At 68.0% G+C, this 14,849-nt stretch carries 12 protein-coding genes; 5 read left to right on the forward strand and 7 right to left on the reverse strand.

The features are described from left to right. Positions 1–10 precede the first annotated feature (10 nt). Positions 11–334: a ferredoxin FdxA gene (fdxA, locus tag AB4Y42_RS14295; RefSeq protein ID WP_028206706.1), complete on the reverse strand. Its 324-nt coding sequence runs from the start codon at positions 332–334 to the stop codon at positions 11–13. A gap of 326 nt (positions 335–660) precedes the next feature. On the opposite strand from fdxA, the gene pncB reads away from it, so the two are divergent. The 5 genes from pncB (at position 661) to AB4Y42_RS14320 (ending at position 6,670) form a co-directional block, all read left to right on the forward strand. Next, positions 661–1,872, forward strand: coding sequence for a nicotinate phosphoribosyltransferase (gene pncB, locus AB4Y42_RS14300; protein ID WP_368686632.1), 1,212 nt, complete (start codon positions 661–663; stop codon positions 1,870–1,872). 85 nt (positions 1,873–1,957) lie between these two features. Beyond that, positions 1,958–2,620: a lactate utilization protein C gene (locus tag AB4Y42_RS14305; protein WP_368694572.1), complete on the forward strand. Its 663-nt coding sequence runs from the start codon at positions 1,958–1,960 to the stop codon at positions 2,618–2,620. Beyond that, positions 2,610–4,046: a sodium:proton antiporter gene (locus AB4Y42_RS14310; protein WP_368694573.1), complete on the forward strand. Its 1,437-nt coding sequence runs from the start codon at positions 2,610–2,612 to the stop codon at positions 4,044–4,046. The genes AB4Y42_RS14305 and AB4Y42_RS14310 overlap by 11 nt, the downstream gene beginning before the upstream one ends. A 105-nt stretch (positions 4,047–4,151) precedes the next feature. Further along, on the forward strand, positions 4,152–5,141 hold the full coding sequence (locus AB4Y42_RS14315) for a 2-hydroxyacid dehydrogenase (protein ID WP_368694574.1): 990 nt from the start codon (positions 4,152–4,154) through the stop codon (positions 5,139–5,141). After that, on the forward strand, positions 5,138–6,670 hold the full coding sequence (locus AB4Y42_RS14320; protein WP_368694575.1) for a DNA recombination protein RmuC: 1,533 nt from the start codon (positions 5,138–5,140) through the stop codon (positions 6,668–6,670). The genes AB4Y42_RS14315 and AB4Y42_RS14320 overlap by 4 nt, the downstream gene beginning before the upstream one ends. An 80-nt stretch (positions 6,671–6,750) precedes the next feature. Here AB4Y42_RS14320 and AB4Y42_RS14325 read toward each other — a convergent pair whose 3' ends face one another. The 6 genes from AB4Y42_RS14325 to AB4Y42_RS14350 form a co-directional block, all read right to left on the reverse strand. Continuing rightward, positions 6,751–7,248 (reverse strand): N-acetyltransferase family protein, encoded by a 498-nt coding sequence (locus AB4Y42_RS14325; protein ID WP_368694576.1) that lies wholly within the window; start codon positions 7,246–7,248, stop codon positions 6,751–6,753. After that, positions 7,248–7,523, reverse strand: coding sequence for a hypothetical protein (locus tag AB4Y42_RS14330; RefSeq protein ID WP_028206699.1), 276 nt, complete (start codon positions 7,521–7,523; stop codon positions 7,248–7,250). Before AB4Y42_RS14330 ends, AB4Y42_RS14325 begins: the two co-directional genes overlap by 1 nt. Before the next feature lie 67 nt (positions 7,524–7,590). Next, positions 7,591–8,895, reverse strand: a complete 1,305-nt coding sequence (gene glp / locus AB4Y42_RS14335) for a gephyrin-like molybdotransferase Glp (RefSeq protein WP_368694577.1) — start codon at positions 8,893–8,895, stop codon at positions 7,591–7,593. 107 nt (positions 8,896–9,002) lie between these two features. Continuing rightward, on the reverse strand, positions 9,003–9,626 hold the full coding sequence (gene mobA, locus AB4Y42_RS14340; protein ID WP_368694740.1) for a molybdenum cofactor guanylyltransferase MobA: 624 nt from the start codon (positions 9,624–9,626) through the stop codon (positions 9,003–9,005). A 16-nt stretch (positions 9,627–9,642) separates the two neighbouring features. Beyond that, complete coding sequence (gene moaA / locus AB4Y42_RS14345) at positions 9,643–10,764, reverse strand: GTP 3',8-cyclase MoaA (protein WP_368694578.1); 1,122 nt, start codon at positions 10,762–10,764, stop codon at positions 9,643–9,645. Positions 10,765–10,924: 160 nt separating this feature from the next. Next, positions 10,925–14,146: an Rne/Rng family ribonuclease gene (locus AB4Y42_RS14350; protein ID WP_368694579.1), complete on the reverse strand. Its 3,222-nt coding sequence runs from the start codon at positions 14,144–14,146 to the stop codon at positions 10,925–10,927. Positions 14,147–14,849 lie beyond the last annotated feature (703 nt).

The following is a 14,849-nucleotide window of genomic DNA, read 5'->3' on the forward strand; positions in this document are numbered from 1 at the left end:
GAACAAGCGATCAGCGTGCGAGCAGCGCGAGCTTGTCCTTCACGTCCTTGAATTCGTCGGCTTCCGGCAGCGGGGCCTTGGTCTTCGTGATGCTCGGCCAGCCCTTCGCGAGGTCGGCGTTCAGCTCGATGAACGATTGCTGGTCGCCAGGCACGTCTTCCTCGGCGTAGATGGCGTTCACCGGGCACTCGGCAACGCACACGGCGCAGTCGATGCACTCGTCCGGGTCGATCGCGAGGAAGTTGGGACCTTCGCGAAAGCAGTCCACCGGGCACACATCGACGCAGTCGGTATAGCGGCACTTGATGCAGCTCTCGGTCACAACGTGAGTCATTCAGGCAGCTCCTGCAAGCTTTTTGTATCGGGGGATGGCGGTTCGCCAAAAGCGCTATTGTAACTGATGAGGAATTACCCCAACCACAGGCCCGCAACGGTCCTTAGATCGTTTCGTGATTAGTTTATATGCCGGGGTGATCCGCAACGTTTTACCCCTTGTGCGCGAGGGGCCGTGCCGGCGGGCACGCGGCGCGCGCAGGCATTCGGGTAACATGGACGCACCGCTGGCGCCTGCCGCCCGGAACCGCTGAGGGGCATCTGCCCGGCAGCGTGTCCGGATCCCGCTTCGCGGGCGCTATCCGATTGCAGTCCGGCTGGCCCATCATGATCATTACTTCGCTGCTCGATACCGATCTCTACAAATTCACCATGATGCAGGTGGTGCTGCATCATTTCCCCGCGGCCAATGTGGAATACCGTTTCCGCTGCCGCACGCCGAACGTCGATCTCGTGCCCTACGTGGACGAGATCCGCAGCGAGATCCAGAAGCTGTGCAGGCTGCGCTTCGCCGAGACCGAGCTCGAGTACCTGCGCAAGATGCGCTTCATCAAGAGCGACTTCATCGACTTTCTCGCGCTCTTTCACCTCAACGAAAAGTACATCTCGGTCACGCCGTCGCCCAAGGCCAATGGCGAGATCGACATCGCGATCAAGGGGCCGTGGCTGCACACGATCCTCTTCGAGATCCCGGTGCTCGCCATCGTCAACGAGGTGTACTTCCGCAACACGCAGCATCATCCGCAGTACGAGGAGGGGCGCGAGCGCCTGCGCCACAAGATCGAGCTGCTCGGCGCGAAGCCCGAATTCGCCGACTGCAAGATCGCCGACTACGGCACGCGCCGCCGCTTCTCGAAGCGCTGGCACGAGGAGGTGATCCTCACGCTCAAGGACGATCTCGGCGAGCAGTTCACGGGCACGAGCAACGTCTACTACGCGATGAAGCACAACCTCACGCCGCTCGGCACGATGGCGCACGAGTACCTGCAGGCGTGCCAGGCGCTCGGGCCGCGTCTGCGCGACTCGCAGATCTTCGGCTTCGAGATGTGGGCGAAGGAATACCGCGGCGACCTCGGCATCGCGCTCTCGGACGTCTACGGCATGCAGGCCTTTCTGCGCGACTTCGACATGTACTTCTGCAAGCTCTTCGACGGCGCGCGGCACGACTCGGGCGATCCGTTCGAGTGGGGTGAGCGCCTGCTCAAGCACTACGAGGACAACCGCTGCGATCCGCGCACGAAGACGATGATCTTCTCGGACGCGCTCGACATTCCCAAGGTGCTGCGCCTGTACGAGCGTTTCGGCGACCGCTGCCGCCTCGCGTTCGGCGTGGGCACGAACCTCACCAACGACCTGGGCTATCAGCCGTTGCAGATCGTCATCAAGATGGTCCGCTGCAACGGGCAGCCCGTCGCCAAGCTCTCCGATTCGCCGGGCAAGAACATGTGCGACGACAAGGCGTATCTCGCCTATCTGCGCCAGGTGTTCGGCATCGAGCAGCCCGTGGAGGAAGAGTGCGGGGGCAACCAGGCGTCTTGAACAACGCGCACGCTTGACCCGCAGATCGCAGGCGACGCCCCGGTATAATCGGCGCGTCGCCTTTCTTCATCTGACGAGGACGTTCATGGACACGACGGCCGCCCGCCGCAGCATACTCGCGCGCATTCGCGCGGCGCAGGGACGCGAGGCCACGCCCGCGGCGCACGAGCGGCAAGCCGTGGCCGAGTACCTCGCGCTTCATCCGGAGGGTCCGCGCCCGCCGCTCGAAGGCGATCTCGTCGCGCGCTTCGTTGGCGAGGCGCGCAAGATGTCGAGCACCGTCGACGAAGTCCAGCAGCTCGCCGACGTGCCCGCTGCCGCGCAACGCTATCTCGCCGAGCGTAGCCTGCCCATGCAGGCCGTCGCGTGGAAGACGCTCGACACGTTCGACTGGGCCGGCGCGGGACTCGCCGTGCAATACCGCAAGCCCGAAGATCGCGATCTCGTCGGCCTCACGGGCTGCTTCTGCGCCACGGCCGAGACCGGCACGCTGGTCCTGCTATCGAGCCCGCAGACGTGGGCCTCGGGCGCGCTGCTGCCCGAAACGCACATCGCCGTCGTGCCCGCTTCGCGCATCGTCGCGGGCCACGAGGACGCCTTCGCGCTGATGCGCGCCGAACGCGGCGAGCTGCCGCGCGCGGTCAACTTCGTTTCGGGGCCTTCGCGCACCGGCGACATCGAGCAGACCATCATCCTTGGCGCACACGGGCCGTATCGCGTGCATGTGATCGTCGTGCATGGCGCGTAAGGGCACTTCTTCGAGCGCTTGCGCGCTGACGCGCTTCGCCGCGCTGACACTCTTCAGCACGAACGCCCACGCGGCGGCCTTCGACGGCGCATCGCTCGGCGCCGCGTGGGCGCTGCCGTTCGCCGGCATGCTGCTGTCGATCGCGTTTTTCCCGATGTTCGCGGCCGCGTTCTGGCATCACCACTTCGGCAAGATTTCGGCGGCCTGGGCGCTCGCGTTCCTGCTGCCGTTCGCGGCCACGCATGGTGTCGGCGTGACGTATCCGCTGTTCGTGCACGCCGTCGTCGACGAATATCTCCCCTTCATCGTGTTGCTCGGCGCGCTCTATACGATTGCGGGCGGCATCTGCGTCTACGGGAATCTGCACGGATCGCCGCGCATGAACACGGCGATCCTCGCGCTCGGCACCGTGCTCGCGAGCGTGATGGGCACGACCGGCGCGGCGATGCTGCTGATCCGCCCGCTCCTGCGCGCGAATGACAACCGCCGGCACAACGTGCACGTGGTCGTGTTCTTCATCTTTCTCGTCGCGAACGCGGGCGGCCTGCTCACGCCGCTCGGCGATCCGCCGCTGTTCCTCGGCTTTCTCAACGGCGTGGGATTCTTCTGGACTGCGCAGCATCTCGCGCTGCCGATGCTGTTCGTGTGCGGCGTGCTGCTCGCGGTGTTCTACGCGCTCGATAGCTGGTACTTCCGCCGCGCCGGGGAAGCGCGCGCCGCTGCGCTCGACCCGACGCCGGACACCGACGCGCTCTCCATCGGCGGCAAGGCGAATTTCGTGCTGCTCGCGGTGCTCGTCGCGCTCGTGCTGATGAGCGGCGTGTGGCGTCCCGGTATCGTTTTCGAGGTCGCGGGCGCGCACCTGCAGTTGCAGAATCTCGTGCGCGATGCGGGACTCGTTGCGCTCGCACTCATTTCGCTCGCATTCACGTCGAAAGCGGCGCGCGCCGACAACGGCTTCGAGTGGGCGCCGATCGTCGAGGTGGCCAAGCTGTTCGCGGGCATTTTCGTGACGATCACGCCGGTCATCGCGATGCTGCGCGCGGGCGAGGCGGGCGCATTCGCCGCGCTGATCCAGTTCGTGAACGACGCACCGGGCCGCCCCAACGAGGCGCTGTACTTCTGGGCGACGGGGCTCCTCTCGTCGTTTCTCGACAACGCGCCCACCTACCTCGTGTTCTTCAATCTCGCGGGCGGCGACGCCAACGCGCTCATGTCGGGCGGCGCGAAAACGCTCGCGGCGATCTCGGCAGGCGCGGTGTGGATGGGCGCGCTCACCTATATCGGCAACGCGCCGAACTTCATGGTGAAGGCGATCGCGCAGTCGCGCGGCGTGCGCATGCCGGGCTTCTTCGGCTATCTTGGCTGGTCGGGCGTGCTGCTCGCGCCGGTCTTTCTCGCGGCCACCTGGCTCTTTTTCGTCTAGCCGCAGGCGGCTTGCGAGCCGCTCGGCGAAAAGCGCGCGAGACTTCCCGGAGCGCCCCGTCACGCGCAACAATGACGGACATCGACTGAAGTGTGGAGAGCAACGATGCAAAAGATTCTCGTGGCGCGCCCGATCTTTCCCGACGTGATCGACCGGCTCAAGCAGTATTTCGACGTGGACTGGAACAACGGCGAGGCGCTTTCGCCCGAGGCGCTGCACCAGCGACTCGCCGACAAGGACGGCGCGCTCACCGCGGGCGACCCGATCGGCGCCGCAACGCTCGCCGCCGCGCCGCGCCTGCGCGTGGTGTCGAACATGGCCGTGGGCTACAACAACTTCGACATGGCCGCCTTCAACGCGGCCAACGTGCTCGGCACCAACACGCCCGACGTGCTCAACGAAACCACGGCCGACTTCGGCTGGGCGCTGATGATGGCGGCTGCGCGCCGCGTGACGGAATCGGAGCACTTCCTGCGCGCGGGCAAGTGGGACAAGTGGTCGTTCGACGCGTTTCTCGGCTCGGATATTCATGGCGCCACGCTCGGCGTGATCGGCATGGGCCGTATCGGCCAGGCGCTCGCGCGCCGTGCGCGCGGCTTCAACATGCGCGTGGTGTATCACAACCGATCGCGCGTCGCGCCTGAGATCGAGCGCGAGCTGAACGCCGAATATCTGTCGAAGGAAGACCTGCTCAGGCAGGCCGACCACGTCGTGCTCGTGCTGCCGTACACGGCGCAGAACCATCACACGATCGGCGCCGTGGAACTCGCGCTGATGAAACCCACGGCTACGCTCACCAACATTGCGCGCGGCGGCATCGTCGACGACGCGGCGCTCGCGCACGCGCTGCGCACGCGTCAGATCGGGGCGGCGGGCCTCGACGTGTTCGAGGGCGAGCCGCGCGTGCATCCGGCGTTGCTCGAAGTGGAGAACGTCGTGCTCACGCCGCACATCGCGAGTGCGAGCGAAGCCACGCGCCGCGCCATGGCGAACCTTGCCGCCGACAACCTGATCGCCGCGCTCGGCGAGGGGCCGCGTGCCGGGCAGCCGCCCAATCCGATCAACCCCGCTGTACTGGGGCAAGCCCGTAAATGAGTCCGCTCGCCGTCATGTCGCTGGCGCTCGTTGCGTTGGCGATCGCATTCGTCGTGACGCTCGTGGCGTTGCTGCGCGCGCGTCAAGGCCATGGCGATGGCGACGCCGAGGCCACGCTCGACGCGCTCGATCAACTGAGCGACCGCCTCGCCGCCTCGACCGACACCCAGGCTCGCGCGGCCGAGCGCATCGAGCGCGAGCTGCGCAACGAGATCGCGCGCACGGCGCAGAGCTCGCGCAGCGAGTTCGGCGGCGGCTTCGCACAGGTGCAGCAGGCGCTGGCGGCGCAGCTCGGCAGCATCGCGACCGTGCAGAACAGCCAGATCGACGGCTTCGCCCAGCAGCTCGCCAAACTCACGGCGGCCAATACGCAGCAGCTCGACGCCGTGCGCCAGAGCCTGCAACAGCAGGCGCAGCAGGCGCGCGACGAGCAGGGCGCCGCGCTGCGCCACTTCGGCGCGTTGCTCACGCAGCAGCTCGGGCAACTCACCGAAGTCAACGACCGGCGCTTCGCCGAAGTGCGCGCGACGCTCGAACAGCGGCTCAAAGACATCGAGGCGAACAACGCGGCGAAGCTCGAGGAAATGCGCCGCACGGTCGACGAGAAGCTGCACGCCACGCTCGAACAGCGGCTTGGCGAATCGTTCAAGCTCGTTTCCGACCGGCTGGAACAGGTGCATCGCGGGCTTGGCGAGATGCAGACGCTGGCCGCGGGCGTGGGCGACCTGAAGAAGGTGCTCACCAACGTGAAGACGCGCGGCACCTGGGGCGAAGTGCAGCTCGAAGCGCTGCTCGAACAGATGCTCACGCCGGACCAGTACGCGAAGAACGTCGCGACGGTGCCGAAGAGCACGGAGCGCGTGGAATTCGCGATTCGCCTGCCGGGACGCGGCGTGGGCGGCGCGGAGCAGGGCGAGCCGGTCTGGCTGCCGATCGACGCCAAATTCCCGCGCGAAGACTACGAGCGGCTCATCGATGCGCAGGAGCGCGCGGACGTGCTCGCGATCGAGGAGGCCGGGCGCGCGCTCGAGCTGCGCATCCGCGCGGAGGCGCGCACCATCGCCGAGAAGTACGTCGCGCCGCCGCACACGACCGATTTCGCGCTGCTGTTCCTGCCAACCGAAGGCCTTTACGCCGAAATCCTGCGCCGCCCGGGCTTGACCGACGTCCTGCAGCGCGACTACCGCGTGAGCGTGGCGGGTCCGACCACGCTCACGGCGCTCCTCAACAGCCTGCAGATGGGTTTCCGCACGCTCGCGATCGAGCGCCGCTCGAGCGAGGTGTGGCAGGTGCTGGGCGCGGTGAAGACGGAGTTCGGCAAGTTCGGCGACGTGCTCGCGCGTACCAAGACGCAGCTCGAAACGGTCACGCGTTCCATCGAGGCGGCGGAGGTGCGCACGCGGGCGATGAACCGCAAGCTGCGCGACGTCGAGGCGCTGCCGGGCGAGGCCGCCGCGAATCTTCTCGGCGACGCGCTGCGCAATGGCAATGGCGACGCAGAAAGCGAAGCGGGCTTCGGCGACGAGTGAGCGCAACCCGCGCGCCAAAAGCAAACGGGCCGCCTGATCCAGGCGGCCCGTTTGCATTCGGGCGTGTGCGGTGCGTTGGCTTACCCGATCATCGTTTCGCCGGGCGCGGCGAGCTTTTCGAGCGCATCGCCGGTCATGCGCACGACGCGCCAGTCGGGCAGCACGGTCGCGCCGAGCTTTTCATAGAAGCCGATGGCCGGCGTGTTCCACTCGAGCACGGTCCACTCGAAGCGGGCGCAGCCGCGCTCGACGGCGATCGCCGCGAGCGCGCGCAGCATCGCCGTGCCGAGGCCGGTGCCGCGCTGCGACGGCTGCACGTAGAGGTCTTCGAGATAAAGGCCGCGGCGGCTCAGGAACGTCGAGTAGTTGTGGAAGAAGAGCGCATAGCCGACGATGCGGCCGGCGTCTTCCGCCACCAGCGCTTCCGCGGCGGGACGCGTGCCGAACAGGGCGTCGGCGAGGCCGTCGGCCGTGCCCGTGAACAGATGCGTGAGCTTCTCGAACTCCGCGAGCTCGTACATCAGCGCGTGCATCGCGCCGACGTCGGCGGGCGTGGCGGCGCGGATCGTCGCGGCCATTACGCTTCCTCGGGCACGTCGGACAGATGGATCTCGATGCCGCCGAAGCGCGAGGCCACCCAGTTGTAGGCGTGGCAGGCGATCCACAGCAGGATGAAGCCGACGATCGCGTTGAGCAGCAGCGCGCTGAAGATGGTCGAGAGTTCGACCGCGCCATAGCGCACGAACGCCACGAGCACGCCGAGCAGCACGATCGGCACGCTGAAGGTCAGGTACACGAGGATGAGCGCCTTGGCGGTCTGGCCCGCAGCGATGAACGAGATCTGTTTTTTCATAGTAGTCGGTCCGTTATGCAGGTGTGGACGTGTGGTTGGTTTTGACGCCCTCTCGGGCGCCGCCGCGCTAGACGAGTCCATCGAACAGCATGATGTCGACCGCGTCGCCGGCATCGAGATCGCCGGCTTCATGGGCGAGCACGATGAAGCAGTTCGCCTCGCTCATCGTGCTGAGCGCGCCCGAGCTTTGCGAGCCGGTCGGCGCGACGCGCCACTGGCCGCCGGCCTCGCGGCGCGCGAGGCCGCGCTGGAATTCGGTGCGGCCCGCGCGCTTTTTGATCGGCTGATCGCTCAATGCCGGCACGAGCGGGACGGGCTGCGCTTGCGCGCCCGCCATCGCCATGAGCGCGGGGCGCACGATCTGGTAGAACGAGACCATCGTCGCGACCGGGTTGCCGGGCAGCCCGAACAGGAGCGCGGCGCGGCCCGCGCCCGGGCGTCCGCCCGACCAGATGCGGCCGAACGCAAGCGGGCGGCCGGGGCGCATGGCGAGGCCCCAGAACGAGACGTCGCCGAGCGTTTGCAACTGGGTGCGCGTGAAATCGGCTTCGCCGACCGAGACGCCGCCGGAGGTTAGCACGACATCGGCGGTTTCGGCAGCGAGTTTCAGCGTGGCGGCGAGCGCCGCGGGGTCGTCGCGCACGACGCCCAGGTCGATCGCATCGACGTTCAGGCGCTGGAGCATCGCGCCGAGCGCGTAACGGTTGCTGTCGTAGATGCAGCCAGGCTCGAGCGGCTCGCCCGGCGAGCGCAGTTCGTCGCCGGTCGAGAAGTAGGCCACGCGCAGGCGCTGCTTCACGTGCGCCTCGACGAGGCCGAGCGAGGCCAGCAAGCCGATGTCCGACGCGCGCAGCACGCGGCCGGCCGCGAGCGCCACGCCGCCGCGCGCGAGGTCCTCGCCTTTGCGGCGGGCGTTCGCGCCGCGCTCGACGACGTTGGCTTCGAAAACGATGACTTCGCCCTGCGCCGACACCTGCTCTTGCGGCACGACGGTGTCGCAGCCCGCGGGCATCGGCGCGCCGGTCATGATGCGCACGCTCGCGCCGGCGGCAACGTCGCCCGCGTATGCGTGACCGGCGAAGGCCTTGCCGCACACGGCGAGCGAGAGGCCGCCGGAAGCGTCGGCCAGCGCCGCGCCGTCGAACGCGTAGCCGTCCATCGCGGCGTTGTCGTGCGCGGGAACGTCGATGGGCGAAATCACGTCTTCGGCCAGCACACGCGCAAGTGCCTCACGCAGCGGCACGCGTTCGCTCGCCGCAAGCGGTGTCGCCCACTGCAGCACGATGGCCTGCGCGGCGCTGACGGGCAAAGCTTGCGGATCGTACTGGCTGATGCACCCGGCTTGGCCGGTGGGATGGTTAGGCGTGGTCATCGAGTGAGGAAGCGTCGCATCCGCACGGCGTGTGCGGCGATCGTCCAGGCGGGCGTGCCGGCCGTGTGCCGGGGACGGCGGCTGGCCGGGCGCTGCCCGATTGCAATTCAGGCGCGTTCGAGTTCGGCCAGTTCCTGTAAGGAATTGATATTGTAAAACGCACGTTCGTCGGCAAAGGCGACTTCGGCGGCCGTGTGGCGCGCGTACCACGCACGCACCTTGCGCTCGCCGGCGCCGAGGAAGGCGGCGAGGTCGTCGGCGAGCGAGGTGCGTACGAGCGCGAATACGGGATGCAGCGAGACCTCGCCGTCGGCGTTCCTCGTGGTCGCGGTCACGATGTCGGCGCGCTCCGCGAGCGCGGCGTGGCCGAGGTGCCCGGCGAGATCGGCCGGCAGCCAGGGCGAGTCGCATGGCGCCGTAAGGAGCCATTCGGTGTGCGCCGCGCGCAGTCCGGCGAGGAGCCCCGCGAGCGGGCCGGGGAAGTCGGGCAGCGGATCGGCGAGCACGCTCGCCCGCCATGGCGCGCCGAGTGCCGCATAAGCGTCGCGGTTGCGGTTCGCGCTGATCGAGAGGGCGCCGACCTGCGGCGCGAGGCGCGCGAGCACGTGCGCGGCAAGCGGTTTGCCGTGCAGCATCTGCAAGCCCTTGTCCGCGCCGCCCATGCGCTGGCCGCGGCCGCCCGCGAGCACGAGGCCCGTGATCGATGCGGTGGAAATGGCGTTGGCGCTCATCAGCGTCATGGGCTGCTCAGCCGCCGATATAGGACATTTCGATGCGGCGCTCGTCGGAGGCCGCCGGCGCCTGCGTGCTGCCCCGCAACTGCGAATAGCGGTCGGCGCGGCCTTCCCATACCTGGGCGATGGCGCCGGAGATCGCAGTGTCGGTGGCGCCGTTGCGCAACAGCGCGCGCAGGTCGTAACCCATCGAGGCGAACAGGCACAGGTACAGCTTGCCTTCGGTCGAAAGGCGTGCGCGCGTGCAGTCGCCGCAGAACGCGCGCGTCACGCTGGAGATCGCGCCGATCTCGCCCGCGCCGTCCGCGTAGCCCCAGCGTTGCGCCGTTTCGGCGGCGTTGTGGGGCTCCAGCGGCACGAGCGGCCAATGCTCGGCAATGCGCGCGACGACTTCCGCCGACGGCAGCACTTCGGCCATGTTCCAGCCATTCGAGGTGCCCACGTCCATGTACTCGATGAAGCGCAGCGTCACATCCGTGCCGCGGAAATGCCGTGCAAGCGGCACGATCTCGCCGTCATTCGTGCCGCGCTTGACGACCATGTTGACCTTGATCGGCGCGAGACCCACGGCTTGCGCCGCCGCAATGCCGTCGAGCACGTCGGCCACCGCGAAGTCGGCGTCGTTCATCTGGCGAAAGAGGGCGTCGTCGAGGGCGTCGAGGCTCACCGTCACACGCGTGAGGCCCGCGTCGCGCAGAGCGCGCGCCTTGCGGGCCAGCAGCGAGCCATTGGTGGTGAGCGTAATGTCGAGCGGCTCGCCTTCGGGCGTGCGCAGCGCGGCAAGGCGCTCGATCAGGAATTCGATGTTCTTGCGCAGCAGCGGCTCACCACCCGTGAGGCGGATCTTGGTGACGCCATGCGCGACGAAAAGCCGCGCGAGCCGCTCGATTTCTTCGAGCGACAGCAGCGCGGAATGGGGCAAAAACGGGTAGTCCTTGTCGAACACGGCGCGCGGCATGCAGTACACGCAGCGGAAATTGCAGCGGTCCGTGACCGAGATGCGAAGGTCGCGCAGGGGTCTGGCGAGCGCGTCAAAGACCGCGCCGGACGGCGCGCGCACAGTTCCCGCGGCCGGCCTGGGCAGTTCGGGCGGCAGCGATCGAACGTCGGCAACAGGGATGATGCGTCGTGTCATGGTCTCTTCGTTCTCGCGTTGCCTCAATTTTAGCCGAACCAGCACCGGCCTACAGACAAGGGAGAACGCTGATATATCAAAAAAAGCCCGCCGGGAGGGGCGGGCTTTTCGGGCGCGCCGGGCTCGGGGCCCGGCGCGCGGCCAGTTGCGCTTGCCGCGCTTACGGCTGGCGCGTGGTTTCGACCTGCTGCATCGGCGTGCTGTCGACCGGCGGCAGCGGTTTGCGCTCGCGCGGCGTGCGCGCGGGCTTCACCAGTTGCGCAGCGGCTTGCTGCGCGGCGCGCAGCTTGTCGGCGTCGGTATTGACCCAGACGAGACCCGCCGTTTCCAGCATCGGGCGCAGCGTGTCTGCGGTGGCCGAGGGCGCGGGGGCTGCCGTTGCTACCGGAGCCGGATGCGGTGCGACCGGCTCGGTGATCGCGACGACCGCCGGAGCGGCGGCTGCCGCTTCCTGCGCCGGCTCCGGTTGAGCGACGGGTGCTTGCGCCGGCTCTTCGGTCCGCGGCGCTTCGACGCGGTCTTCGCGCACGACAGGCAGCGTTTCGGCCTGAACCGGCTCAACCGGGGCCGCCGGTGCGACCGGTTCGTCCGCTGCGGCAGGTGCCACCGGTTCCTCGGCCTTCGGCTCGACCGCGTGTGCGGTTTCGACGCCCACCGGTGCGGCTTCGGCGGGTGCCGGAGCTTGCTCGGCCGGAGCCTGAGCTTGCTCTGCGGCGGGTGCGACGGTTTCAACCGGCGGCGGCGTCACGGCAGCGGCAGGCACGTGCCCGGCTTCGGCGACGACGGCTGCGGCCGGCAGAGCGGTCACGACGGTCTCGACAGCAGCCTCGGTACGCGCTTCCGCGGCCGATGCTTCATGCACTTGCGCAGCAACGGCAGGCTGCTCGATCGCCGGTTGGGCGGGTGCGGCTTGCTCTTCGCCTTCCGGTGCATCCGCACCCGGCGTCAGGCCTGCTGCATCCGTCTCGCGCTCGCGGCGACCGCCACGGCGGCCGCGGCGGCGGCGGCGGCGTTCTTCGCCTTCACGCGGTCCGCCTTCTTCGTCGGCACCGGCGCTCACGCCTTCGGGCAGGTCTTCCGTCTGCGGCGCTTCGACGCCTTCGGCGTCTGCCGATGCGGCGTCGAGACGCGCTTCCTGGGCTTCAGCGGCCTCGGCTTGCTGACGGCGACGCGATTCACCGCGCTCGCCACGTTCACCACGCTCGCGGCGCTCGCCACGTTCCTGGCGCTCGCCGCGTGCGGCGCCGGCTTCCGCCGTCACATCGCTACGCTCCTGACCGCGCTCGACGCGTTCGATGCGCTGCTCGCGCTCGGCACGTGCTTCGCGGGTTTCACGCGGCTCACGCTGCTCGCGTTGTTCGCGGGCACCACGGCCTTCGCGTGCTTCACGCGATTCGCGCGGCTCGCGTGCCTCACGCGGTTCACGCTGTTCGCGCGGCTCGCGTTCCTCACGGCGGCCGGCCGGCTGGCCGGTACGGGCGCCGCCTGCGCTTTCGCCACGGCCTGCCGCGTCGCGGCCGCCGGAACGGCGATTGCGGTTGCGGTCGGCGCCGGTCTTCTCACCGCGCTCGGTACGCGCTTCGCGGGTCGGACGGGCGGTCTTTTCGGGTTGCGCGACCGGTGCCGGCGCGGGCGCCGCAGCCGGTGCGCCGCCGAAGAGACGCTTGACCCAGCCAAAGAAGCCGCCGCCCGCGGGCGTGACAGCCAGTTGTGCCGCGACGGGCGCGGTTTCGGCCGGCTTGACCGGCGCGCTCGGCGCCGGACGCTCCGGCGTGATGCCCTTCACCGCGGCTTCCTGCTTGGGCTTGGCTTCGGCGGTGCGCTTGCTGTAGCCGGTTTCCGACTCGAGTTCGCGAGCCGCTTCCTCGGCCATCTTCCACGAGGCGCGCGGGTCGTCGAGGCGCGCATCGTCGTGACGCAGGCGCTCGAGCTTGTAGTGCGGCGTTTCGAGGTGCTTGTTCGGGATCAGCACGACCGCGACCTTGAAGCGCGACTCGATCTTGTTAATTTCCGAGCGCTTTTCGTTGAGCAGGAAGGCGGTCACTTCGACCGGCACCTGGCAATGAATTGCCGCGGTGTTTTCCTTCATCGCCTCTTCCTGGATGATGCGCAGGACCTGAAGCGCCGACGATTCCGTATCGCGGATATGACCCGTTCCGTTACAGCGCGGGCAGGTCACGTGGCTGCCTTCCGAGAGGGCGGGGCGCAGACGCTGGCGCGACAGTTCCATCAGGCCGAAGCGCGAGATCTTGCCCATCTGCACGCGGGCGCGGTCGTGGCGCAGCGCGTCTTTCAGGCGCTGCTCGACTTCGCGCTGGCTCTTGGCCGACTCCATGTCGATGAAGTCGATCACGATCAGGCCGCCCAGGTCGCGCAGACGCAGTTGGCGCGCCACTTCGTCGGCGGCTTCGAGGTTGGTGCGCGCGGCGGTTTCCTCGATGTCGGCGCCCTTGGTGGCGCGCGCCGAGTTCACGTCGATGGCGACCAGCGCTTCGGTGTGGTCGATCACGATCGCGCCGCCCGAGGGCAGCGGTACCGTGCGCGAATACGCCGTCTCGATCTGGTGCTCGATCTGGAAACGCGAGAAAAGCGGCACGTCGTCGTGATACCGCTTCACCTTATTGACATTGTCCGGCATCACGATATCCATGAAGGCGCGCGCCTGGTCATAGATCTCGGTGGTGTCGATGAGGATTTCGCCGATGTCGGGCTGGAAGTAGTCGCGGATCGCGCGAATGACGAGGCTCGATTCCAGGTAGATCAGCATGGGCTGACCGGACTGGCCGGCCTGCGACGCGGCTTCGATGGCGCGCCACAGTTGCAGCAGGTAGTTCAGGTCCCACTGGAGCTCTTCGGCGGAGCGGCCGATGCCGGCCGTGCGCGCGATGATGCTCATGCCGTCCGGCAGTTGCAGCTGCGCCATGGTTTCGCGCAGTTCCTGACGGTCGTCGCCCTCGATGCGGCGCGAGACGCCGCCGCCGCGCGGGTTGTTCGGCATGAGGACGAGGTAGCGGCCGGCGAGCGAGATGAACGTGGTGAGGGCGGCGCCCTTGTTGCCGCGCTCTTCCTTCTCGACCTGGACGATCAGCTCCTGGCCTTCCTTGAGGGCGTCCTGAATGCGCGCGCCGCGCATGTCGATGCCTTCGCGGAAGTACTGGCGGGCGACTTCCTTGAACGGCAGGAAGCCGTGGCGGTCTTCGCCGTAGTTGACGAAACACGCCTCGAGCGAAGGCTCGATACGGGTGACGATCCCCTTGTAGATGTTGCCTTTGCGCTGTTCGCGCCCGGCGGTTTCGATGTCGATGTCGATGAGCTTCTGTCCATCGACGATGGCGACACGCAGTTCTTCCTGCTGTGTCGCGTTGAACAGCATTCGTTTCATTGAACGACTCCAGTGCGTTCGCGCGCGAGCCGCACGGTGCGCGGCGACGACGCCAGGCAGCACGGTGCGGGCAGCGGCGAGCCGCGCCTTATTGTGTTGTCACAAGCACGCTGGAGCGGGAACGATGGCGGGGAGAATTGCCTTTTATGGGCGCCGGTCCGGCGTTGCGTTGCCGTGGACGGGGCCGCGTGGGCACATGCGAAATACGTCTTCAAGAAGCGAAGAGACATGCCGCGGGTTCGCGACGGCAGCGTTTTCCTGCGCTTCCAATCCACCTGGCTGCCGTGGCCATGAGCGTGCCAATGGGTGTGCCCATCGCACTGGCCGTGACAGACGCCGGCCGCAGCGGCGAACCGCGCGCGCTTGCGACTGGATCAGGTTCGCGGCCTCTCGATTCAATCAGGGCCGCGCACGGGAAGCTTTTCAGGAACGCCCGTCTTCCCCCTCGGGGTGTCTCGCCACTTTTGACGTCGCCGTGTCCCGCACATTGCCGGGACGCTTCGGGCGCTCGCCGTATTTTCGCCACCAGCGCCTCCTGCGGCGGTCACTTCGACCGCGCGGCGGGACGCGCCGGATAAATTCTTTATACCAATGTTCCGTTACCGTCGGAGCCGCTCCTGACCGAACGTGCCTGTGGGCGCCGTCCCTGCCGGAGTGGTGATCCGTGCGTGCAACTCGTTGCTTCTCATCAAGCGGGGTGAGC

The organism is Paraburkholderia sp. EG286B, from assembly GCF_040965655.1.
Classification (GTDB): domain Bacteria; phylum Pseudomonadota; class Gammaproteobacteria; order Burkholderiales; family Burkholderiaceae; genus Paraburkholderia.